The organism is Chryseobacterium sp. GW821-FHT04C04, assembly GCF_059420365.1.
The window spans coordinates 483442-502167 of the sequence record NZ_JBWKTO010000004.1 but is presented as its reverse complement, the minus strand read 5'-3'; the positions used below and the strand labels follow the sequence as shown (position 1 = coordinate 502167).

Genomic DNA, 18726 nt, shown 5'->3' with positions numbered 1-18726 from the left:
AGTATTTTTTATTTTTTAATGGAATATTATTTAAATTAAGCTGTAACTGGTCTTTTTGCCGGAGCATCATCTCTGTCGAAAACTCTGTTGATTACGGCATTTTGATTTTTCTCAAACATTTTGTGGCTACCTGGAGCTGGAGCACCGCTTGGTACCGGAGCTACTACCTGAATACCTGTATCTCTGAAGTTTCTCAGGATATAAGACCAAGCCCCCATGTTTTCAGGTTCTTCCTGAGCCCACACAAGTTGTTTTCTGTTTTCGTATTTGTTGAAGATCCCTTCAATAGCATCTGCCTGAAGTGGATATAACTGCTCGAATCTTACTAATGCAATATTTTCACAATTAAGTTCTTCTTTCTTCGCTAATAATTCGAAGTATAATTTACCTGAACAAAGAACTACTTTTTCTACTTTTTTAGGATCTGCAGTAGGATCGTCTAAGATTGGCTGGAATGAACCAGTTGCAAAATCTTCAAGTGGAGAAACCACTTTAGGGTGTCTCAATAAAGATTTAGGGCTCATTACGATCAATGGTTTTCTGAATCCCCATTTCAACTGTCTTCTCAATAAGTGGAAGTAGTTGGCAGGTGAAGTAATATTGGCTACCACCATATTTTCATTAGCACAAAGGGTAAGGAATCTCTCCAATCTTGCTGAAGAGTGCTCAGCACCCTGTCCTTCTGAACCGTGAGGTAATAACATGATCAATCCGTTCTGGATTTTCCATTTTTCTTCTGCAGCTGCTAGATATTGATCAACAATGATCTGAGCACCGTTCACGAAATCTCCGAACTGAGCTTCCCAGATTGTTAATGTATTAGGAGAAGCCATTGCATATCCATAGTCGAAACCTAGAACACCGTATTCTGAAAGGTGAGAGTTGAATACATCAAATCTGCTTTCAGATACATGTCTTAACGGGATATATTCTTCTTCCGTATCTTCAGTTTTTACAACAGCATGTCTGTGAGAGAATGTTCCTCTTTCTACATCTTCTCCAGAGATTCTTACGTTGTGACCTTCTACAAGGAGTGTTGCATAAGCTAACCACTCTCCTAACGCCCAGTCTAATGAATTACCTTCAATAGCTTTGATACGGTTTTCGAAAAGTCTTGTAATTTTATTGATAAATTTCTTATCTACAGGAAGTGTTGACATTTTAAGCGCCAATTCTTTCAGTTTGGCGATATCATATTTTGTATCAACCGGCAGCTGAACAGCACCTCTTTTTCCAATTGGATAATTTGTCCAGTCTTCAGCCATGAACAAATCCATTATGTTCTTCTCAATTTCTTTTGAAGCATCAAAGTCTTTATCTAAAAGAGCTTTGAATTCCGTTTCCATTTTAGCAATTACATCATTAGAAGTAACGCTGTCTTTAAGTAATTTATCTTTATAAATTTCTCTTGGGTTCGGGTGCTTGGAAATTGTTTTATATAAGTTAGGCTGAGTGAATCTTGGCTCATCACCTTCGTTGTGTCCGTATTTTCTATATCCTAAAAGGTCGATATAAACATCTTTTCCGAATTTCGCTCTGAAATCAGCAGCAAAATGGATGGCATGAACAACCGCTTCAGCATCGTCAGCATTCACGTGCATTACAGGAGATTCTGTAACCTTTGCGATGTCTGTACAATATGTTGAAGATCTTGCATCCATATAGTTTGTTGTAAATGAAACCTGGTTATTTACAACGATATGAACTGTACCTCCTGTTCTGTATCCTTCTAATGTCATCATCTGAGCCACTTCATAAGCAATACCTTGTCCGGCAATAGCTCCATCACCGTGGATAATGATTGGCAATACTTTAGAATAATCTTTGTATTTATCATCTACTTTTGCACGGCAGATACCTTCTACCAGAGCAGCAACCGTTTCAAGGTGAGATGGGTTTGGAGTAAGGTTGATACAAACTTCTTCTCCTGAAGCCGTTTTGATCTTTTTAGATGATCCTAAGTGATATTTAACGTCACCTGAGAATACATCTTCTTCAAATTCTTTACCTTCAAATTCTGAGAAAATCTGCTTGTAAGATTTTCCGAAAATATTCGTCAGTACATTCAGTCTACCTCTGTGAGCCATTCCTAATACCACTTCATCTACTCCTAACTGAGAAGATCTTGAGATCAATTGATCTAAAGCCGGGATTAATGTTTCTCCTCCTTCTAATGAGAATCTTTTCTGACCTACAAATTTTGTATGAAGATAGTTTTCAAAGGCAACAGCCTGATTTAATTTTAATAAGATTTCTGTTTTTTCATTCGCAGAAAGATTCGGGTGGTTTTCGTTTACCTGAAGCCATCTCTTGATAAAATCTTTTTCTTCAACATTGTTGATATGCATATATTCTACTCCGATAGAATCACAGTAGATGCTTTCAAGATGCTTGATCAAATCTGCTAAAGTAGCAGGCTCTTTCATTCCTGTTTCAACAGCACAGTTGAATTTTGTATTTAAGTCTTCTTTAGAAAGACCAAAGTTTTCGATGTCTAAAGTAGGGGTGTAATGTCTTCTTTCTCTAACTGGGTTAGTTTTTGTAAAAAGGTGTCCTCTTGTTCTGTAAGCCTCAATAAGGTTTACTACTTTAAATTCTTTTTTGATGTGCTCAGGAACTTCTCCATTTGATACCGCCTGAGAAATCTGTTGTACTGCCGGGGCAGCATTGGCCGAAGCCTGGATAAATTGAATGCTATCGTCATCTCCATAGTTCTCTAAAGCAAAATCGAAGCCTTGAAAGAAAGCTTTCCATGATGGTTCTAGAGAGTCCGGGAATTTTAAGTATTGTTGGTATAAATCCTCAATTAACTGAGAATGAGCTGCGTTTAGGAATGAAAATCTGTCCATTATTACAGTTTATCTATTTATTAAAATTTATTTGTAGAATTAATCTTCAAATTTAATAAAAAAAACCGAGTTAGAACAGTCTCAAACCGTTAAAAAAACTTAAGAAAAAAATAATTAAAGGAAATTTACTTATATACTGATAATGAGAGCTTAACATTAGTATCCTGTCCTTCCATCGGACGTTCAATAAAGGTCTGACGAATCTCATTGAAGCGCATCTCGTCTTTTTTGGCTTTCTGAATCAACTGCTGGATTGCCCGAATTCGTCCCTCATAGTTCCCTTTATAGTAAATAACGTAATTTTGAGACGGATTTACGGACCTAAAATTGAAATTATTATCAGATACTCCAATTTTCTTAGAAAGTGGAATTCCGAGGAAATAAGAAACCTCCTTGTCTTTGTAATTATCCGCATCAGTAATCAGGATCGGATATCCGAATTCATCATCTTTTTTACCAAGATCCATCGTCACGAAATTATAAACTTTGTTATAATTCATCACAATATTTTTGTAAAGAGCATCTTTTTTATTGGATGTACTCACATTGATCCCCAATAACTGCTTGTCTTCTTCTTTTTCCACCATCAGACTATCATATTTGATGGCTGCCATCTGGTTATCTTTTTCTACTTTATTTCCTAAAGAGTTTTTAAGATTCACCATGCTCTTGTCAATATTTTCAGCAAAGCGGTCTTCGGTCCAGAAGTTCTCTACCCTTCTCCAAACAGATAGTTTAGGGGTATGTACGTACCAGATTATTTTTGTTTTTTCTGCAGAAACCGGCTTAAATTTAACGTCAACCAGTGTTGGGTTTTCATTTTCATCCTGAAAAAGCTGATATTTCAGAGTCTTGTTAAGATTCTCATATCTGATGAACATTTCCCCATCGCTATCATTTTTAGGATCTACATAGCTTATTGCACTTCCCTGCCCCTCATAAGGCGTATAATAATCGATATCTATAGATTGTGAACTGGTAAAGAAATTGTTCCATCTTGTGAAGTTCTGAAGATTATTAAACTGAGCAAAAACTTTATCCACGGGATAATCGATCTCTTTTTCAATCGTGAAATTTTTGCTTTCCTCCACAAAATAGTACATGGAAGCAGCATAAGCTCCCCCCAACAGAACAATGATAAAAGTTAATATCTTAAAAATACGCATCGCACAAAAGTAATACAAATAAAAAAAGTGACCAATATGCTGATCACTCTGATTTTATGTTTAACAATAATTAACCTAGTTTATGGCGGAAAGCTGGAGATTACTATCAGGCGAATAAATACTAATCCTTTTTTGATTAAAAATATTCAACCTTCTCAATAAGCCTGAATTTTATATGATAAGATCTCTAATTATTTTCCGACTTCAATAACCTCCATCTTCCTTTCTTTTACCCTATATGGGTTCCCGGCGCCACTACAGCCCCTTTTTTCACTACCACAATCCCATCCTGTACCGAATAGGTTCCATAATCTCCATCCGGGATATGTTTTCCTCCAATAATCTTCACATTGTCACCAATATAACAGTTTTTATCAAGGATTGCTTTTTCTATATAACAATATTTCCCGATCCCCATATTAGGGCGGCCACTTCTGTCGTTCAGCACAATTTCTGTTGTATTCTGGTAAAAATCAGCGCCCATGACGTAGGAATTCACAATCGTACTTCCTTTATCAATTCTCGTTCTGTTTCCGATCACCGAATTTTCAATTTTATCTGCCATGATGATACATCCGTCTCCAAAAACCGCCTTACTCACGTAAGATCCGTTGATTTTTGATGGAGGAAGCATCCTTGCTCTGGTATAGATAGGAGAAGAAGAGAAAAGATTAAACTGCGGCAGATCCAAACAAAGGTCCAGATTGGCTTCGTAAAAAGATTCTATGGTTCCGATATCTGTCCAGTAACCTTCATACTGATAGCTCAAAGTCTTGTATTTCCCAATAGAATTTGGAATAATATCTTTTCCAAAGTCATCACCCGCTCCTTCATCAAACATCTTTTTAAGGATACTCTTGGTAAAAATATAGATTCCCATAGACGCCAGATATTCTTTTCCGCCCCGTTTATTTTCTTCTGAAACTTCAGATTGCAGCCCTTCCAGCATATCATAATCGGGTTTTTCATAGAAAGAGGTAATATTTCCTTCATCATCCGATTTTAAGATCCCAAAACCAGTAGCATCTTTTGCATTCACCGGAATAGTTGCAATGGTAAGATCCCCCCCGTTTTCGATATGAAAATTGAGCATTTCCCTGAAGTCCATCTGATACAACTGATCTCCTGAAAGAATCAGGATATAGTCATAATCATATTTTTCAAGGTGTTTCATTGACTGGCGTACAGCATCTGCAGTACCCTGATACCAGCTTTCATTTTCTACATTCTGTTCGGCTGCCAGAATATCAACAAACCCTTTACTGAAAATATCAAAGTGATAAGAATTCTTGATGTGTGAATTGAGGGAAGCAGAATTAAACTGCGTTAAAACCAAAATCTTATTCAATCCCGAATTCAGACAGTTTGAAATAGGAATATCTACCAGCCTGTATTTTCCTGCGATAGGTACAGCCGGTTTTGATCTGGAATACGTTAACGGGAATAGCCTTGTCCCTCTGCCTCCTCCTAAAACAATGGAGATTACATTTCGATTCATAAATATCTTGCGTTTTTTTATTTTATTAAGTTTACTGTTCTATTCTTAGTGTTTACTATCACTCTAAAGCATTCTTTATTTTCATATTTGAATCTTGATCAGCTATTATATAAAGCTATGTATTTTTCCGCAGATTTCTCCCATGCAAAATCAAAATTCATGTTAGCATAGATAAGATCTTCCATCACTCCTTTTTGATTATAGATCGCCATCGCCCTGTTCATCGCATGTACAACATCATCCACACCCGGATAGGTAAAATTCAGACCTGCTCCACCGGTTGAAATATCTTCTACGGTATCTCTAAGGCCGCCCGTATATCTTACTACAGGAACCGTTCCGTATCTCATAGAGTACATTTGATTCAACCCGCAAGGTTCTACCCTTGAAGGCATCAGAAGGAAATCTGCCGAAGCATATATTTTATGAGAAAGATGTTCTTTATATCCCAAATCCAGGGCAAAATTGGTATAAGTATAGTCGTATTCTTTCAGCTTATTCTCTATATATGTATTTCCTGAGCCGAGAATCATGATATTTAAGGCGCCATAACTTTGCTTGATGCTTCGCCATACTACATCCGGTAAGAGATCTGCTCCTTTTTCTGTGGCAAATCTTCCAATAAAAGCAAAAAGAGGAAGCTCAGGCTTCAGACCGTATTCCTTACACAGTTTTTCTTTATTTTTTTTCTTCCGTGCGACTGCATTTTTACTGTTAAAATTAAAATCCAGCATCGGATCGGTCTCAGGATTCCAGACTTCTGCATCAATACCGTTGATAATACCGTATGCTTTCCCGAATTCCTGACGAACGAGACTTTCCAGTCCGCGGAAGCTTATAAAAAGTTCTTCCAGGTATCCTTCGGAGACGGTAGTAAAGGCATCAGCACATTTGATCATACTTGCCAATGGGTTTATGAACCCATTCCAGTCCATTTGTCCCCCTTTGTAAGAGTCAAAAAAAGGCATATAATTCGCCATATTCCAGCTCATCATTCCCTGATATTCACCGTTGTGGATAGTACCAATTGTTTTTACTCCTTTTAGGAATTCAAATTCCGGGCAGTTCTCTACCATAAAGGGAACCAATCCGGTATGATAATCATGGCAGTGCAGTACATCCGGACGGATTTCCATGGCACACAACCAATGCAATACTCCATGTTGAAAAGCCAGAAACTGGAAACTTTCATCCTGGTATCCATAAGGATTGTCTCTATCTAATAATCCGGGAATTTTCACCATGTATAATTCAAATCCCAGAACATTTGTTTTTTCTTTCATGACCTGAACATTCAACATGTCAGGTCCCTGATGAATAAATCCATCAAAAACCAGATCAAATTCATGTTCATAAACAAAGGGTTTATTGTACCATGGCATCACGACCTTGGCATCTATTCCTTTTATTTTATTCTGATATTTCGGAAGCGCTCCAACTACATCCGCAAGACCTCCTACTTTGGCTACAGGATAACATTCTGTGCTTAAATGATAAATAACCATCCTTTATCTCTTATGTTTAATTCTGTGTAATTTATACTTTTTATCTTTCTTCTGTCTCAAAATAATACCTGACAACGGAGGAAGCTTTACAGTCATTGATTTCTGATGTCCTCTCCATTCTTCATATTTTTCTTCTAATATTTCAGGTTCTACGCCGCTTCCGCTATATTTTTCATCATCGGAACTCAAAACAACTTCCCAGTGACTCCCTGCAGGAATCCCAATTTTATAATCCAGTACTTTTGGAGCCAGATTCAGAACGACCATCATCATATCGTCTTTTTTTTTGCCCTTTCTGAGATATACATATACTGAGTTCTCTATATCATCTGCCTCCACCCATTCAAAACCGTGCTTGTCAAACTGATTTTCATACAATGCTGTTTCCGATGTGTACAAATGGTTAAGTTCTTTGACGATTTCCTGCATTCCTTTATGAACAGGATATTTCAGCAAATGCCAGTCGAGACTTTTTGTAAAGTTCCATTCACTGGTCTGCCCGAATTCGTCGCCCATAAAAAGCAATTTGGCTCCGGGATGGGTGTACATATATACATATAAGGTACGCAGGTTGGCAAATTTCTGCCATTCGTCCCCTTTCATTTTATAAATAAGACTTGCTTTTCCGTGTACCACTTCATCATGTGACAAAGGCATCATATAATTTTCATTATACAAGTACATAGAGGCGAAGGTCAGCTTGTGGTGATGGAACTTTCGATTATCAAAATCTTCTTTAAAATAATCCAAAGTATCATGCATCCATCCCATCATCCATTTCATTCCAAAACCTACTCCACCATCATGAACGGGTTTTGTAAGCATGGGAAAATCTGAACTTTCCTCAGCAATCGTCATAATAGAGTCTCCAAATTCCTTATAAACCGCTGTGTTGAATTCCTGCAAAAAGGCTTTCGCTTCCAGATTTACATTATCGCCATAGATATTAGGCTCCCATTCCCCTTCATTTCGTGAATAATCTAAGTGAAGCATAGAAGTTACTGCATCTACACGCAATCCGTCAACATGATAGCGGTCCAGCCAGAACATCGCATTTGAAATCAGAAAAGATTTCACTTCATTTCTTCCATAATTGAAAATATGTGATTTCCAATCGGGATGAAACCCTTTTCTCGGATCTTCATGTTCATAGAGATATGACCCGTCAAAACGATGAAGGCCATTAGCATCTCCCGGAAAATGTGATGGAACCCAGTCCAGAATAACGCCTATTTCATTTTTATGAAGTTCTTCAATGAGAAACATCAGATCCTGAGGTGAACCGAAACGTGAAGTTGCTGCATAAAAGCCCGTAATCTGATATCCCCAGCTTGGGTCATATGGATATTCCATCACCGGCATAAATTCTACATGAGTAAAACCCATTTCTTTGATATAAGGAACCAGTTTTTCAGCAATATCCCGGTAATTCAGAAAACGGTCGGGATGATCCCCTTCCCTTACCCATGAACCCAGATGAAGTTCATATACAGATAGGGGAGCTTCCAGCGTATTTTTTTTCCAGCGGTTAGCCATCCATTCCTGATCACTCCATTCATACCAGGTTGTGGAAACCAATGAAGCCGCCTGAACGTTCTGTTCCCAGCTTGAAGCATAAGGGTCACTTTTCTCCAGAATCTCTCCTCTTGGTGTTTCTATAGCATATTTGTATAATGTTCCCCAGGTTAATCCTTCAATAAATCCTTCCCAGATTCCTGATTCGTCCCATCTTGGAAACAAAATATGATCCTTATGATTCCAGTTATTAAAATTTCCGATGACAGAAACTTTTTTTGCATTGGGTGCCCATACTGAAAAATACACTCCCTTTACTCCATCTTTTTCTGCAGAATGTGCTCCAAATTTACCATACAGCTTATAGTGCCTCCCTTCCTTGAAAAGATACACATCATGATCGGTGAAAAGCGTATAGGTTTTGACAGAATTCATCAAGATCGGTTTATATTTATATTTTGTTTGAAACTACGAAAAATACTGACAACAGCGATTAATTATTCGTCAAATAATTATCAAGTTAATTTCGGATTTCGTCTATCTATCAAATATATCATTTTTTAACTCACATTTTTTATGATTTCAAAACAATCTTTTTTATAAATTTAGCACTACATTTTATTAAACACATATGATGAGGTTTGAACTTTATACAGAAGAAAAGGACGACAGACCGGTATTTATCACCGGGAATTTCAACAATTGGAACCCTAAGGACTACAATTTTCAGCTTAAACAAGAAGATTCTTTTCATTATTTTATCGAAATCGAGGATCAGCTCCTTCCTGAAGACATTGAATACAAATTCACGAGAGGAGGCTGGGAGAATGGGGAACTGGACCAATATGGCAATATCACCCCCAACCGGAAAGTAAAAAAATCAGCAGGTAAAGCATCTGATACTATAAAAAAATGGAGATTGAACTGGGGACCGTTCAAAGAAGAATATTTCCCCACTGCAGAGGTAATTTCCGAAAAATTCTATATCCCGCAGCTCGACCGTTATCGTAAAGTATGGGCATTGCTTCCTTACGACTATCATACTACTGATAAGCGTTATCCGGTGCTGTATCTTCAGGATGCACAGAATTTGTTTAATGAAGGAAGTGGGTTCGGGAACTGGGAAATAGACAAAAAACTATCTATCCTTGCAGAATATGGCCGTGGTGATCTTATCATCATCGCAATAGAGCATGGCAGCGAAGAAAGAATCAAAGAATATATTTTCGATAATGATCATGTTGCCAACGGTTCAGAAGGAAAAAAATACATCCGCTTTATCGCAGATACTTTAAAGCCTTTTGTGGATGAAAATTACAGAACCAAAAAGGACCGCGACAATACTGGAATCGGAGGAAGCTCATTAGGCGCACTAATCAGCATCTACAGTGGATTCCTTTATCCTGAAGTATATTCCAAATTATTGATCTTCTCCCCTTCTCTTTGGGTAGAACCGAATAACAACTTCCCCATGATGAACTTCCGGGTTCCTTTTACAACAAAAATCTATCTCTACGGCGGAGGCCAGGAAGGCTCTAAAATGGTCAAAAGGATTCATATTTTTGAAGAATATCTGAAAAGATGGGAAGAGAAAAAGCTTTTTGATTTTGAATTTAAAACCAATATCAATCCTGAAGGAACCCATAATGAATTTTACTGGTCACAGGAATTCCCAAGAGCTATTGAATGGCTGTTTTATGACAATACAGAAAACCCTGTAGAAGTAAAACCACAACAACAAAGCATTAAAAACTAAGGATACAAAATCGCCAAATAAAATTCAGGCATATGAAGATGGTGATTGCGTATGATCTTAGAAAAAATAATATCTATTTATGAAACTAATTAATAAAAAAAACAAAAATTACACTCAGGTTTTCCACATATTCACCGAGGAAGAATGGACTAAAACCAGTAAAAATTTCAATAAAAATATTTCCACTTTTTTCACAGGAAAGAAGTATGAAGTTTTCATCAATGCTCATGAAGAGGGAATTACCTATTTCATCGGATTAGGAAAAGCAACATTACAAAATTTCGAAATCCAGCAGGTTGCTGCCAAATTCTCACAGACGCAAAAAGAAAAACTTCAGGCTGTTCCTACGCTGGCACTGGCAGATTTCATGAATGAAAAACAATTTGAAGAGTTGGTAAAAGGTCTATTGGCTGGAACTTATAACTACCCTTTTGAAAAAACACATGCTTTCTGGAACACAAAATTTGAATTGCATTTTGAGAATTTAAGCCAAAAGAAATTAGATCATATCAGTCAGAAAACAGAAGCTTTAATTAATGGACAGGCCGCTTGTCAGGACTGGCTTAACAAACCTGCTAATCTTAAAAAACCGGATATTTTCAGTGCCTATCTAAAAAATCTGGCTAAAAAATACGAATTAAAATATACGGTCTTCAATAGAAAAAAATGTGAGGAACTTGGACTGGGCGCTTACCTTGCCGTTAACCAGGGAAGTGCCTATGATGCAGCCTTCACTATTTTAGAATATAAAACTACGGTTAAAAATGCCAAAACTTTCGGACTGGTCGGAAAATGTGTACTTTTTGACACAGGCGGTATATCATTGAAAGATTCAACGAATCTGCATTATATGAAGTCTGATATGGGAGGAGCTACAGCCGTTCTGGGAGCATTAATCTATGCTGCGGAAATGGAACTCCCTGTCAATATTGTAGCCGTTCTTCCGATCACAGACAACGCCATTTCCGAAAAAGCACTCATCCCAAGTGATGTTATCAAGGCTTATAACGGAAAGACTATTGAAATCATCGATACCGATGCTGAAGGCCGACTGATTCTTGCCGACGGATTGTCTTATCTTTCTAAAAACTATAAGACCGATTTGCTGATTGACCTGGCTACTTTAACAGGAAGCTCAGTACGAATGTTCGGGGATACTTGTGCCGCGATGTTCTCCAATAATGAAGAATTGAAAAATACGCTTATAAAAACCGGAGACCAAGCCAATCAAAGGCTCTGGAATCTTCCTTTATGGGATGTATGGAAAGATGACTTTAAGTCTGATGTAGCTGATATGAAAAACATCTCTCTGAAGCCTATCGGAGACTGTATCATTGCCGCAAAATTTCTAGAACAATTCATTGAAAACCACCCCAATTGGGCTCATCTGGATATTGCAGGAGTAGCCTTCGGAAGTGTAGGCTATGCCAAGGAAAAAGCAGCTACCGGTTTTGGAGTTCAATTGCTCGCGGATTTAATCGAAAATTATCACTAAAAATTAGTTTTTTACAAAAAATCTCTGTATAATTGATTAGTGAATTTTCAAAAACACACAATATTGCTTTTTTTAATATTAATAAAATAATAAACAAACGCTTTTATTTTTGAAAATTCACTAAATATTAAAAAACATTATATGGAGAAGAAAACTATTGTGTGTATTTCGTGCTATTACAAAGGCTACGATTTTATGGACGAAATGAAGAATCTCGGCAATAAAATTATCCTGGTAACTTCGGAAAACCTTAAAGAAAAAAACTGGCCCTGGCATGCCATTGAAGAGGCATTTTATATGCCTGAACTCAAACCGTCCGTATGGAATCTGGAACATCTGATCCAGGGGTTTTCCCACCTCATGAAAACCAGAAAAGTAGATGCTGTAGTGGCATTGGATGATTATGATGTAGAGAAAGCAGCATTAATCAGAGAAACATTCCGTATTCCGGGAATGGGACAAACCACACACCGATATTTTAGGGATAAACTGGCTATGCGGCAAAAAGCTAAAGATTCCGGGATCAGTGTTCCTGAATTTATAGCTGTATTCAATGATAATGAAGTCAATGAATTTACAGACCTCGTTCCGGCACCATGGGTACTAAAACCCAGATCGGAAGCTTCTGCATCAGGAATTAAGAAAATAACGACCAAAGAACAGCTGCATGAAGCGTTAGACATTCTTGGGGAAGAACGCCATCTTTTTTTACTGGAAAGTTTTAAACCAGGAGATGTTTACCATGTAGACAGCCTGACTTTCAACAAAGAGATTGTATTTACTTCTGCTTCAAAATATCTGGCTCCTCCCATGCAGGTTTCGCATGAAGGAGGTGTATTCCGTTCCAAGACTCTGGGAAGGTACTCTGAAGAATTTAAAGCGCTGGAAGAAATTAACGCCAAAGTCCTTTTCAATTTTGGGCTTATCAATGGTGCTACCCATACAGAATTTATCCGCGGAAAGGAAGACGGAAAATGGTACTTCCTTGAAACGTCATCAAGAGTTGGCGGCGCTCACATTCCCGATTTGGTGGAGGCCTCAAGCGGAATTAATATCTGGAGGGAATGGGCTAAAATTGAAGATGCTCTCTTGAGAGGCAATCATTACAACATCTCCCCTCCTACAGGATATTATTCCGGGCTGATCATTGCCCTGATTAAAGATAAAGAACCCGATTACAGTAATTTTGAATGTGAGGAGGTCGTGAAATTTCTTCCGATAGATTATCATGTCGGGATTGTTTACAAATCCAGTGATGCCTCCATTATACAGGACAGGCTGGATTCTGCCGCAGAAATGATTCATGCAGATATGCTGAACATTCTGCCTCCCAAAAGCAACAAGCTTACTTCCTAGATCATGAAGTCCAATATTGACATCAAAAATGTTATTGAATTCATAATATATAATCTTCCAGCAGAATCTATTGTAAAACGTAACTTAGAAAGCATATTATCAGTTCGTTGACGCCAATACACCGGCCTCAAAATGAATTTTAAAAAAAAATCATTCTGGCACATCCAAAATTAGGGACCCTTGTACCGGATGTTTTAGAAAAAGATCAGCCTGGAGGAATAGAATTTATCAATTTAATATAAAACACAATAGTAAAACTAAATAAGGAAAAATGCCTCACATAGAACATACAGAATATTATTCAAATATATTGGGAACAAGTCTTCAGGTAGAGGTGACCGGACATTATGGTCATCCTATCATCATGTTTCCTACTTCTCAGGGACAATATACCCAGAACCATGATTTTCATCTGAATGGAAGCATCAACTGGTTTATAGAACAAGGAAAAGTAAAACTTTACAATGTGCAGACCATCGACAAATGGAGCTTTTATGATGACAATATATCTCCTCAGCAAAGAATAAGAAACTATGAACGATATGTACAATTCCTGATCAAAGAATTTGTACCCTACATTCAAAAACTTCATAAGACCCATCGCGTAGCGGTTGCCGGAGCCAGTTTCGGAGGATATCACGCTGCCAACTTTGCTTTTAGATTTCCTGATGTGGTTTCTCATCTTTTTTGCCTTTCAGGGGCGTTCAGTATAAGAAATTTCATGGATGGTTATTCTGATGAGCTGGTATACTTCAACTGCCCAAGAGAGTTTATAAGAAATGATGAAGCATGGAAGTACAAACACATGCATATCGTATTAAGCACCTCTGATCAGGACATCTGTAAAGAAAAAAATGTTGAAATGGCAGAGATCCTAAGGGTAAAAGGCATAGACTTCTGGTATGATGAAAGAAAATGGATCGGCCACGACTGGCCTTTGTGGAGAATGGTTTTCCCTACCTTCATAGGAGCCTTTTTCTCTTAAAAACAATAGAAAAGACAAATAGAAAAAAATATACACTCACCTTAAAAACAAAAATTATGACAAAAAAAGTAGGAATTCTTTTCGGTATGGAAGACACATTTCCCTGGGCATTTATAGACAAAGTAAATGAACTGGGAGGCGGAGATATCATAGCTGAACCCGTTCATATTGATAAATTAGAACAGGGTGCAGATTATGGATATGCAGTAATCATCGACAGAATTTCACAGGACGTTCCCTTTTACAGAGCTTATCTTAAAAATGCAGCACTTAACGGTACTTATGTAATCAACAATCCTTTCTGGTGGAGTGCTGATGAGAAATTTTTCAACAATGCCCTGATGTCCAAACTGGGAATTCCACTTCCTAAAACAGTTTTGCTTCCTTCACACGAAAGACCTGAGAACACTTCGGAAACTTCATTTAGAAACCTGAAATTTCCGCATGACTGGGAATATATTTTCAATTATGTAGGTTTTCCTGCTTATATGAAACCTCATGATGGCGGAGGCTGGAAAAGTGTTTACAGAGTTGAGAATCCGGATGATCTTTGGAACAAATTAGGAGAAACTGAACAGTTGGTCATGATGGTACAGGAAGAAATTGTCTTTGATGATTATTACAGGGTTTACTGTCTGGGGAGGAAATATGTTCACATTATGCCCTATGAGCCTAGAAATGCTCCTCATTTAAGATACGCTACCACCCATCAGACACAGGGTGAAGAACTCAAAAAACTATTGAAGACTATTCATGATTATACGATTACCATGAATGAAGCTTTGGGATATGATTTCAATACGGTAGAATTTGCTGTAAGAGACGGGATTCCTTATGCAATCGATTTTTGTAATCCGGCTCCGGATGCAGACAAAAACTCTGTAGGAGAAGAGAATTTTGCGTGGATCATAGAACATGCTGCAAAACTGGCTATCGAAAAAGCCAAAGAATATGTTCCGGGTAAACCCAATATTGCCTGGGGAACTTTCGTGAAAGATTCCATAAAATAATATTAAAAAACAAAAAACACAAGAAAAATGCATCAGTTTACTATTGGAATTGAAGAAGAATATCAGATCATTGATGTAGAAAGCAGAGATCTGGTTTCTCACGTTTCAAAAATCATTGAAGGCGGAAAAGCGGTTTTAAGTGAAAATTTAAAGCACGAAATGCACGAATCTATGATTGAAATGGAAACCGGGATCTGCCAGAATATTCAGGAAGCCCGGGCAGAATTAACAAATTTAAGGCGGCATCTCATCAATACCGCCCATGAACAGGGACTGCGTGTTTCCGGAGGAGGCACCCATCCATTTTCTCACTGGTCGGAAAACAATATCACTCAGGGAGAAAGATACATCAAAATCGTAGATGATATGGGAGATGTAGCCCGTGAAAATCTTATTTTCGGACTGCATGTTCACATCGGAATTCCAAACCGTGAAGAAGGTGTGAGAATTCAAAATGTAATGCGTTATTTCCTACCTCACGTGTATGCCCTTTCTACGAATTCACCATTCTGGATTGGAAGATACACCGGCTTTAAATCTTACAGACAGGAAATTTTCGTAAAATTCCCAAGAACCGGTATTCCAAGTTATTTTAACTCTCTGGGGGAATTCGACAGCTATGTTGACCTTCTTATAAAAACAGGAACCATAGACAATGCTAAGAAAATCTGGTGGGATTTACGGGTACACCCTTTCTACCCTACGATTGAATTCAGAATCTGTGATATGCCGTTAAGAATTGATGAAACCGTATGTCTTGCAGCGATCATGCAGTGTTTAGTTGCTAAAATCTATAAACTTCACCAGCAAAACCTTAGTTTCAGAAGTTACAGAAGGCTTTTGCTGAATGAAAATAAATGGCGTGCTTCCAAAAGTGGTATCGAAGCCCATCTGATCGATTTCGGAAAAGAAGAATCTGTTCCTTATCCTCATTTGTTAAAAGAACTTTTAGAGTTCATTGATGATGTGGTAGACGAATTAGGATGCCGTCATGAAGTTGAATATGCCTGGAAAATCCTGGAAAACGGAACGGGTGCAGACAGACAGCTCCAAATCTTTAAGGAGACTGGTGATCTGAAAAAAGTCGTTGATTATATGATCTCTGAAACAGAGTATGGCATAACACATGGTGAAAATGCTTCATAATATTTTTGGTAACTTTACAAAAAATATGATGTAATGAAAGATATTCGAATTGCTCTGCTGGACATGAACAACAATCATGTGAATCAAGGTTTTAGAAACATTAAAGAAATTTCTGAAGCATTTCAGCAGAACTCTGAAGAAAATGTTGTCATCAAGACATTTGATGTGAGATTTAAAGATGAAATGCCGGAAATTGGAGACTTTGATATTTTTATTTCTTCAGGCGGACCGGGAGATCCACACCGTGAAGGGGTGGCTTGGGAAGACCGATTTGCTCATTTTTTAGATGCCATTTTTGAACACAATCAATACAGCGAAGATAAAAAATACCTTTTCCTTATCTGCCATTCTTTTCAGCTGGCAAGTATTCACTGGAAACTGGGTAATATCTGCAAAAGAAAATCGTATTCCTTTGGAGTAATGCCTGTTCATAAAACTGAAGAAGGGCGAGAAGAATTTTTATTCAAAAATCTTAAAGATCCTTTTTATGCTGTAGACTCCAGAGCCTACCAGTTTATTGAGCCGGATCATGACCGTTTAGAAGAACTTGGAATGACCGTAATGGCGATTGAAAAATTCCGTCCTCATATCAATCTGGAAAGAGCGGTAATGGCAGTTCGTTTCTCCAATGAAATATTCGGAACACAGTTTCATCCTGAAGCTAATCCTGAATCTTTGATTGAAAATCTGAAAGATGAAAAAAACAGAGAAGCGATGATCGAAAATTTCGGAATGGAAAAATATCTTGAGACCATGGACAGAATAGATGATGAAGACAAGATCATTCTGACAAGAAATCAGATTCTTCCGAGATTCCTTCAGTTCGCAAAAAAAAAAATATTGAAAGAAGCTGAATCTTTGGCATTCTAACTAAAAATCATTAAAGGATAATTTAAGCATTTGGATTTCCTTCTCATTCTTGCTAAAAAATGTCTGAGTTACTTAACGGGAATTAGATATTTTTGATGATGGAAGACCTATTTATATCACAGAACTTGTCTAAAGTAAAAGAAAGAATAATATTTCCTAAAAAGTAGTATCATTCTTTCAAACAAGTTGTGTTAGACAAAGATATGACTAGTCCTAAAATAGGTTGACAAGTTATTTAATTAAATACCAATCCGGAAGATTTATATTTTCCGGATTTTTTATGCATCATTTCCGGAGTTCTCATCTTCAGACTGAGATGTGGTCTTTTGTTGTTGTAAATACAAATACTTTCATTCACCATTTGTTTCAGATCCTGAATGTTTTTGCATCTGTACACTAAAAATTTCTGCTTCAATATTCCATTTATCCTTTCTGCCAAAGCATTCTGATAACAGTCATAGCCATCTGCGCTTATCCATCATTCGGATAGAGGACTCCAGTATTGCTCTGAAACTTATCAAAAAATGCTTGGAGAAAAAACATACAACATTCGATGACTGATGGGGTAATCCGGTTTCTTATAGCCATCTTTAGAGCCTTAAGCACACTTTCAGCATTCATATTCTCGCTTAGCTCTTATCCCATAATCTTTCTGCTGTAGGCATCGGTAACTAAACAGACATTCGTCTTGGTTTTTACATAGGTAATGTCGCTTACAAACACCTGTTCTTTTCTTTTCAAAGAGGTTGTTTTCAAAAGGTTAGGGTACTTTCTGAGCCAATGCCTGGAGAAAGTGGTCCTGGTATATCTTTTCTTAGGATAGATAAGAAGATTTCTCTCCGAAGATAGTCGAAAAGTGCATCTCTGCCTATTTTTATCTTTTCCAGCCTGAACTTGTTTTTAAGTAAAAAATAAAGTTTTCTTGTTCCTATTCTGGGTTGTTCCACACGGATCTGCTCAACGGCTTGTTTTACTTTTTGCAATTCTTTTTCCCGAAAACAAATTCTTTGGCCCTGCTGCTGGTAAATGCCTTGCCTGCTTATCCCAAACAATCTGCAGATTTTTGATAAATTCAGTCCTTCTTACTGGAGTTGTCTGATTGTTTGGGGGAAAACTTTTTCCGGATCTGAGTGTCGTATTCTTTATCGGAGATATCGATCATCATATTGAGAGCCTTGCTTTTAAGTTTCTCATCAGCCATTTATTTCTCTAATCTTTTGATCTTTTCGGCAGGTGTTTCTCTGGATTGTGACATCGTATGAATAATAGGTTTGCTCCAGTCTAAGTTACCATATTTCCTGAGCCAGACCAAAACGGTACTTCTCCCTTGGATGCCATAATGTTGTTGTCCCTGTTTATAGGTGAATTCACCTTTTTCTATCCGATTGACCCTACCTAATTTAAAAGCCATCGTGTAATCGCGTTGCGTACGGTTTTCTTTCGATTGTTTTCGATTTTCCATAATAAGTCTATTTTATGTCAACTAATTTTAGGACGGGACAAGATAATAAAACAGAGTTTAGCCCTTATTTGGATTTAGGGTATTCAAAAAATAAGTGTAAAGTTCATAATGAT

At 37.4% G+C, this 18726-nt stretch carries 12 protein-coding genes and 1 pseudogene; 7 read left to right on the top strand and 6 right to left on the bottom strand.

Translation table 11 applies throughout. The features are described 5' to 3' along the window. Positions 1-35: 35 nt before the first annotated feature. From AC07UM_RS15690 to glgB, 5 genes are all read right to left on the bottom strand, one after another. Complete coding sequence (locus tag AC07UM_RS15690; RefSeq protein WP_494684041.1) at positions 36-2849, bottom strand: 2-oxoglutarate dehydrogenase E1 component; 2814 nt, start codon at positions 2847-2849, stop codon at positions 36-38. 125 nt (positions 2850-2974) lie between these two features. Continuing rightward, positions 2975-4015, bottom strand: a complete 1041-nt coding sequence (locus tag AC07UM_RS15685) for an SRPBCC family protein (RefSeq protein ID WP_494684040.1) — start codon at positions 4013-4015, stop codon at positions 2975-2977. A 229-nt stretch (positions 4016-4244) separates the two neighbouring features. Beyond that, positions 4245-5513, bottom strand: coding sequence for a glucose-1-phosphate adenylyltransferase (locus tag AC07UM_RS15680; RefSeq protein WP_494684039.1), 1269 nt, complete (start codon positions 5511-5513; stop codon positions 4245-4247). A gap of 98 nt (positions 5514-5611) precedes the next feature. Beyond that, positions 5612-7018, bottom strand: coding sequence for a glycogen synthase (locus tag AC07UM_RS15675; protein WP_494684038.1), 1407 nt, complete (start codon positions 7016-7018; stop codon positions 5612-5614). Between the two features lie 3 nt (positions 7019-7021). Continuing rightward, positions 7022-8968, bottom strand: coding sequence for a 1,4-alpha-glucan branching protein GlgB (gene glgB, locus AC07UM_RS15670; RefSeq protein ID WP_494684037.1), 1947 nt, complete (start codon positions 8966-8968; stop codon positions 7022-7024). 196 nt (positions 8969-9164) lie between these two features. Here glgB and AC07UM_RS15665 point away from each other — a divergent pair, with 196 nt between their 5' ends. From AC07UM_RS15665 to AC07UM_RS15635, 7 genes are all read left to right on the top strand, one after another. Beyond that, positions 9165-10289, top strand: a complete 1125-nt coding sequence (locus tag AC07UM_RS15665; RefSeq protein WP_494684036.1) for an alpha/beta hydrolase — start codon at positions 9165-9167, stop codon at positions 10287-10289. Between the two features lie 79 nt (positions 10290-10368). Then, entirely contained in the window at positions 10369-11784 is a 1416-nt protein-coding gene (locus AC07UM_RS15660; protein ID WP_494684035.1) for a leucyl aminopeptidase family protein, read from the top strand. Between the two features lie 141 nt (positions 11785-11925). Then, entirely contained in the window at positions 11926-13140 is a 1215-nt protein-coding gene (locus AC07UM_RS15655) for an ATP-grasp domain-containing protein (protein WP_494684034.1), read from the top strand. Between the two features lie 271 nt (positions 13141-13411). Continuing rightward, complete coding sequence (locus tag AC07UM_RS15650) at positions 13412-14125, top strand: alpha/beta hydrolase-fold protein (RefSeq protein ID WP_124531883.1); 714 nt, start codon at positions 13412-13414, stop codon at positions 14123-14125. A gap of 56 nt (positions 14126-14181) precedes the next feature. Then, positions 14182-15135, top strand: coding sequence for an ATP-grasp domain-containing protein (locus AC07UM_RS15645; RefSeq protein ID WP_494684033.1), 954 nt, complete (start codon positions 14182-14184; stop codon positions 15133-15135). Between the two features lie 27 nt (positions 15136-15162). Further along, positions 15163-16281: a carboxylate-amine ligase gene (locus tag AC07UM_RS15640; RefSeq protein WP_494684032.1), complete on the top strand. Its 1119-nt coding sequence runs from the start codon at positions 15163-15165 to the stop codon at positions 16279-16281. A 33-nt stretch (positions 16282-16314) separates the two neighbouring features. Beyond that, a complete protein-coding gene (locus AC07UM_RS15635) occupies positions 16315-17151 on the top strand; it encodes a type 1 glutamine amidotransferase (RefSeq protein WP_494684031.1) in 837 nt (278 codons plus the stop codon). 235 nt (positions 17152-17386) lie between these two features. Here AC07UM_RS15635 and AC07UM_RS15630 read toward each other — a convergent pair. Further along, positions 17387-18613: pseudogene (locus tag AC07UM_RS15630) on the bottom strand (IS3 family transposase). Between the last annotated feature and the right edge of the window lie 113 nt (positions 18614-18726).

Coding starts and splice junctions, on each gene's coding strand:
- AC07UM_RS15690 (WP_494684041.1), bottom strand. CDS start 2,849: ATGGACAGATTTTCATTCCTAAACGCAGCTCATTCTCAGTTAATTGAG.
- AC07UM_RS15685 (WP_494684040.1), bottom strand. CDS start 4,015: ATGCGTATTTTTAAGATATTAACTTTTATCATTGTTCTGTTGGGGGGA.
- AC07UM_RS15680 (WP_494684039.1), bottom strand. CDS start 5,513: ATGAATCGAAATGTAATCTCCATTGTTTTAGGAGGAGGCAGAGGGACA.
- AC07UM_RS15675 (WP_494684038.1), bottom strand. CDS start 7,018: ATGGTTATTTATCATTTAAGCACAGAATGTTATCCTGTAGCCAAAGTA.
- glgB (WP_494684037.1), bottom strand. CDS start 8,968: ATGAATTCTGTCAAAACCTATACGCTTTTCACCGATCATGATGTGTAT.
- AC07UM_RS15665 (WP_494684036.1), top strand. CDS start 9,165: ATGATGAGGTTTGAACTTTATACAGAAGAAAAGGACGACAGACCGGTA.
- AC07UM_RS15660 (WP_494684035.1), top strand. CDS start 10,369: ATGAAACTAATTAATAAAAAAAACAAAAATTACACTCAGGTTTTCCAC.
- AC07UM_RS15655 (WP_494684034.1), top strand. CDS start 11,926: ATGGAGAAGAAAACTATTGTGTGTATTTCGTGCTATTACAAAGGCTAC.
- AC07UM_RS15650 (WP_124531883.1), top strand. CDS start 13,412: ATGCCTCACATAGAACATACAGAATATTATTCAAATATATTGGGAACA.
- AC07UM_RS15645 (WP_494684033.1), top strand. CDS start 14,182: ATGACAAAAAAAGTAGGAATTCTTTTCGGTATGGAAGACACATTTCCC.
- AC07UM_RS15640 (WP_494684032.1), top strand. CDS start 15,163: ATGCATCAGTTTACTATTGGAATTGAAGAAGAATATCAGATCATTGAT.
- AC07UM_RS15635 (WP_494684031.1), top strand. CDS start 16,315: ATGAAAGATATTCGAATTGCTCTGCTGGACATGAACAACAATCATGTG.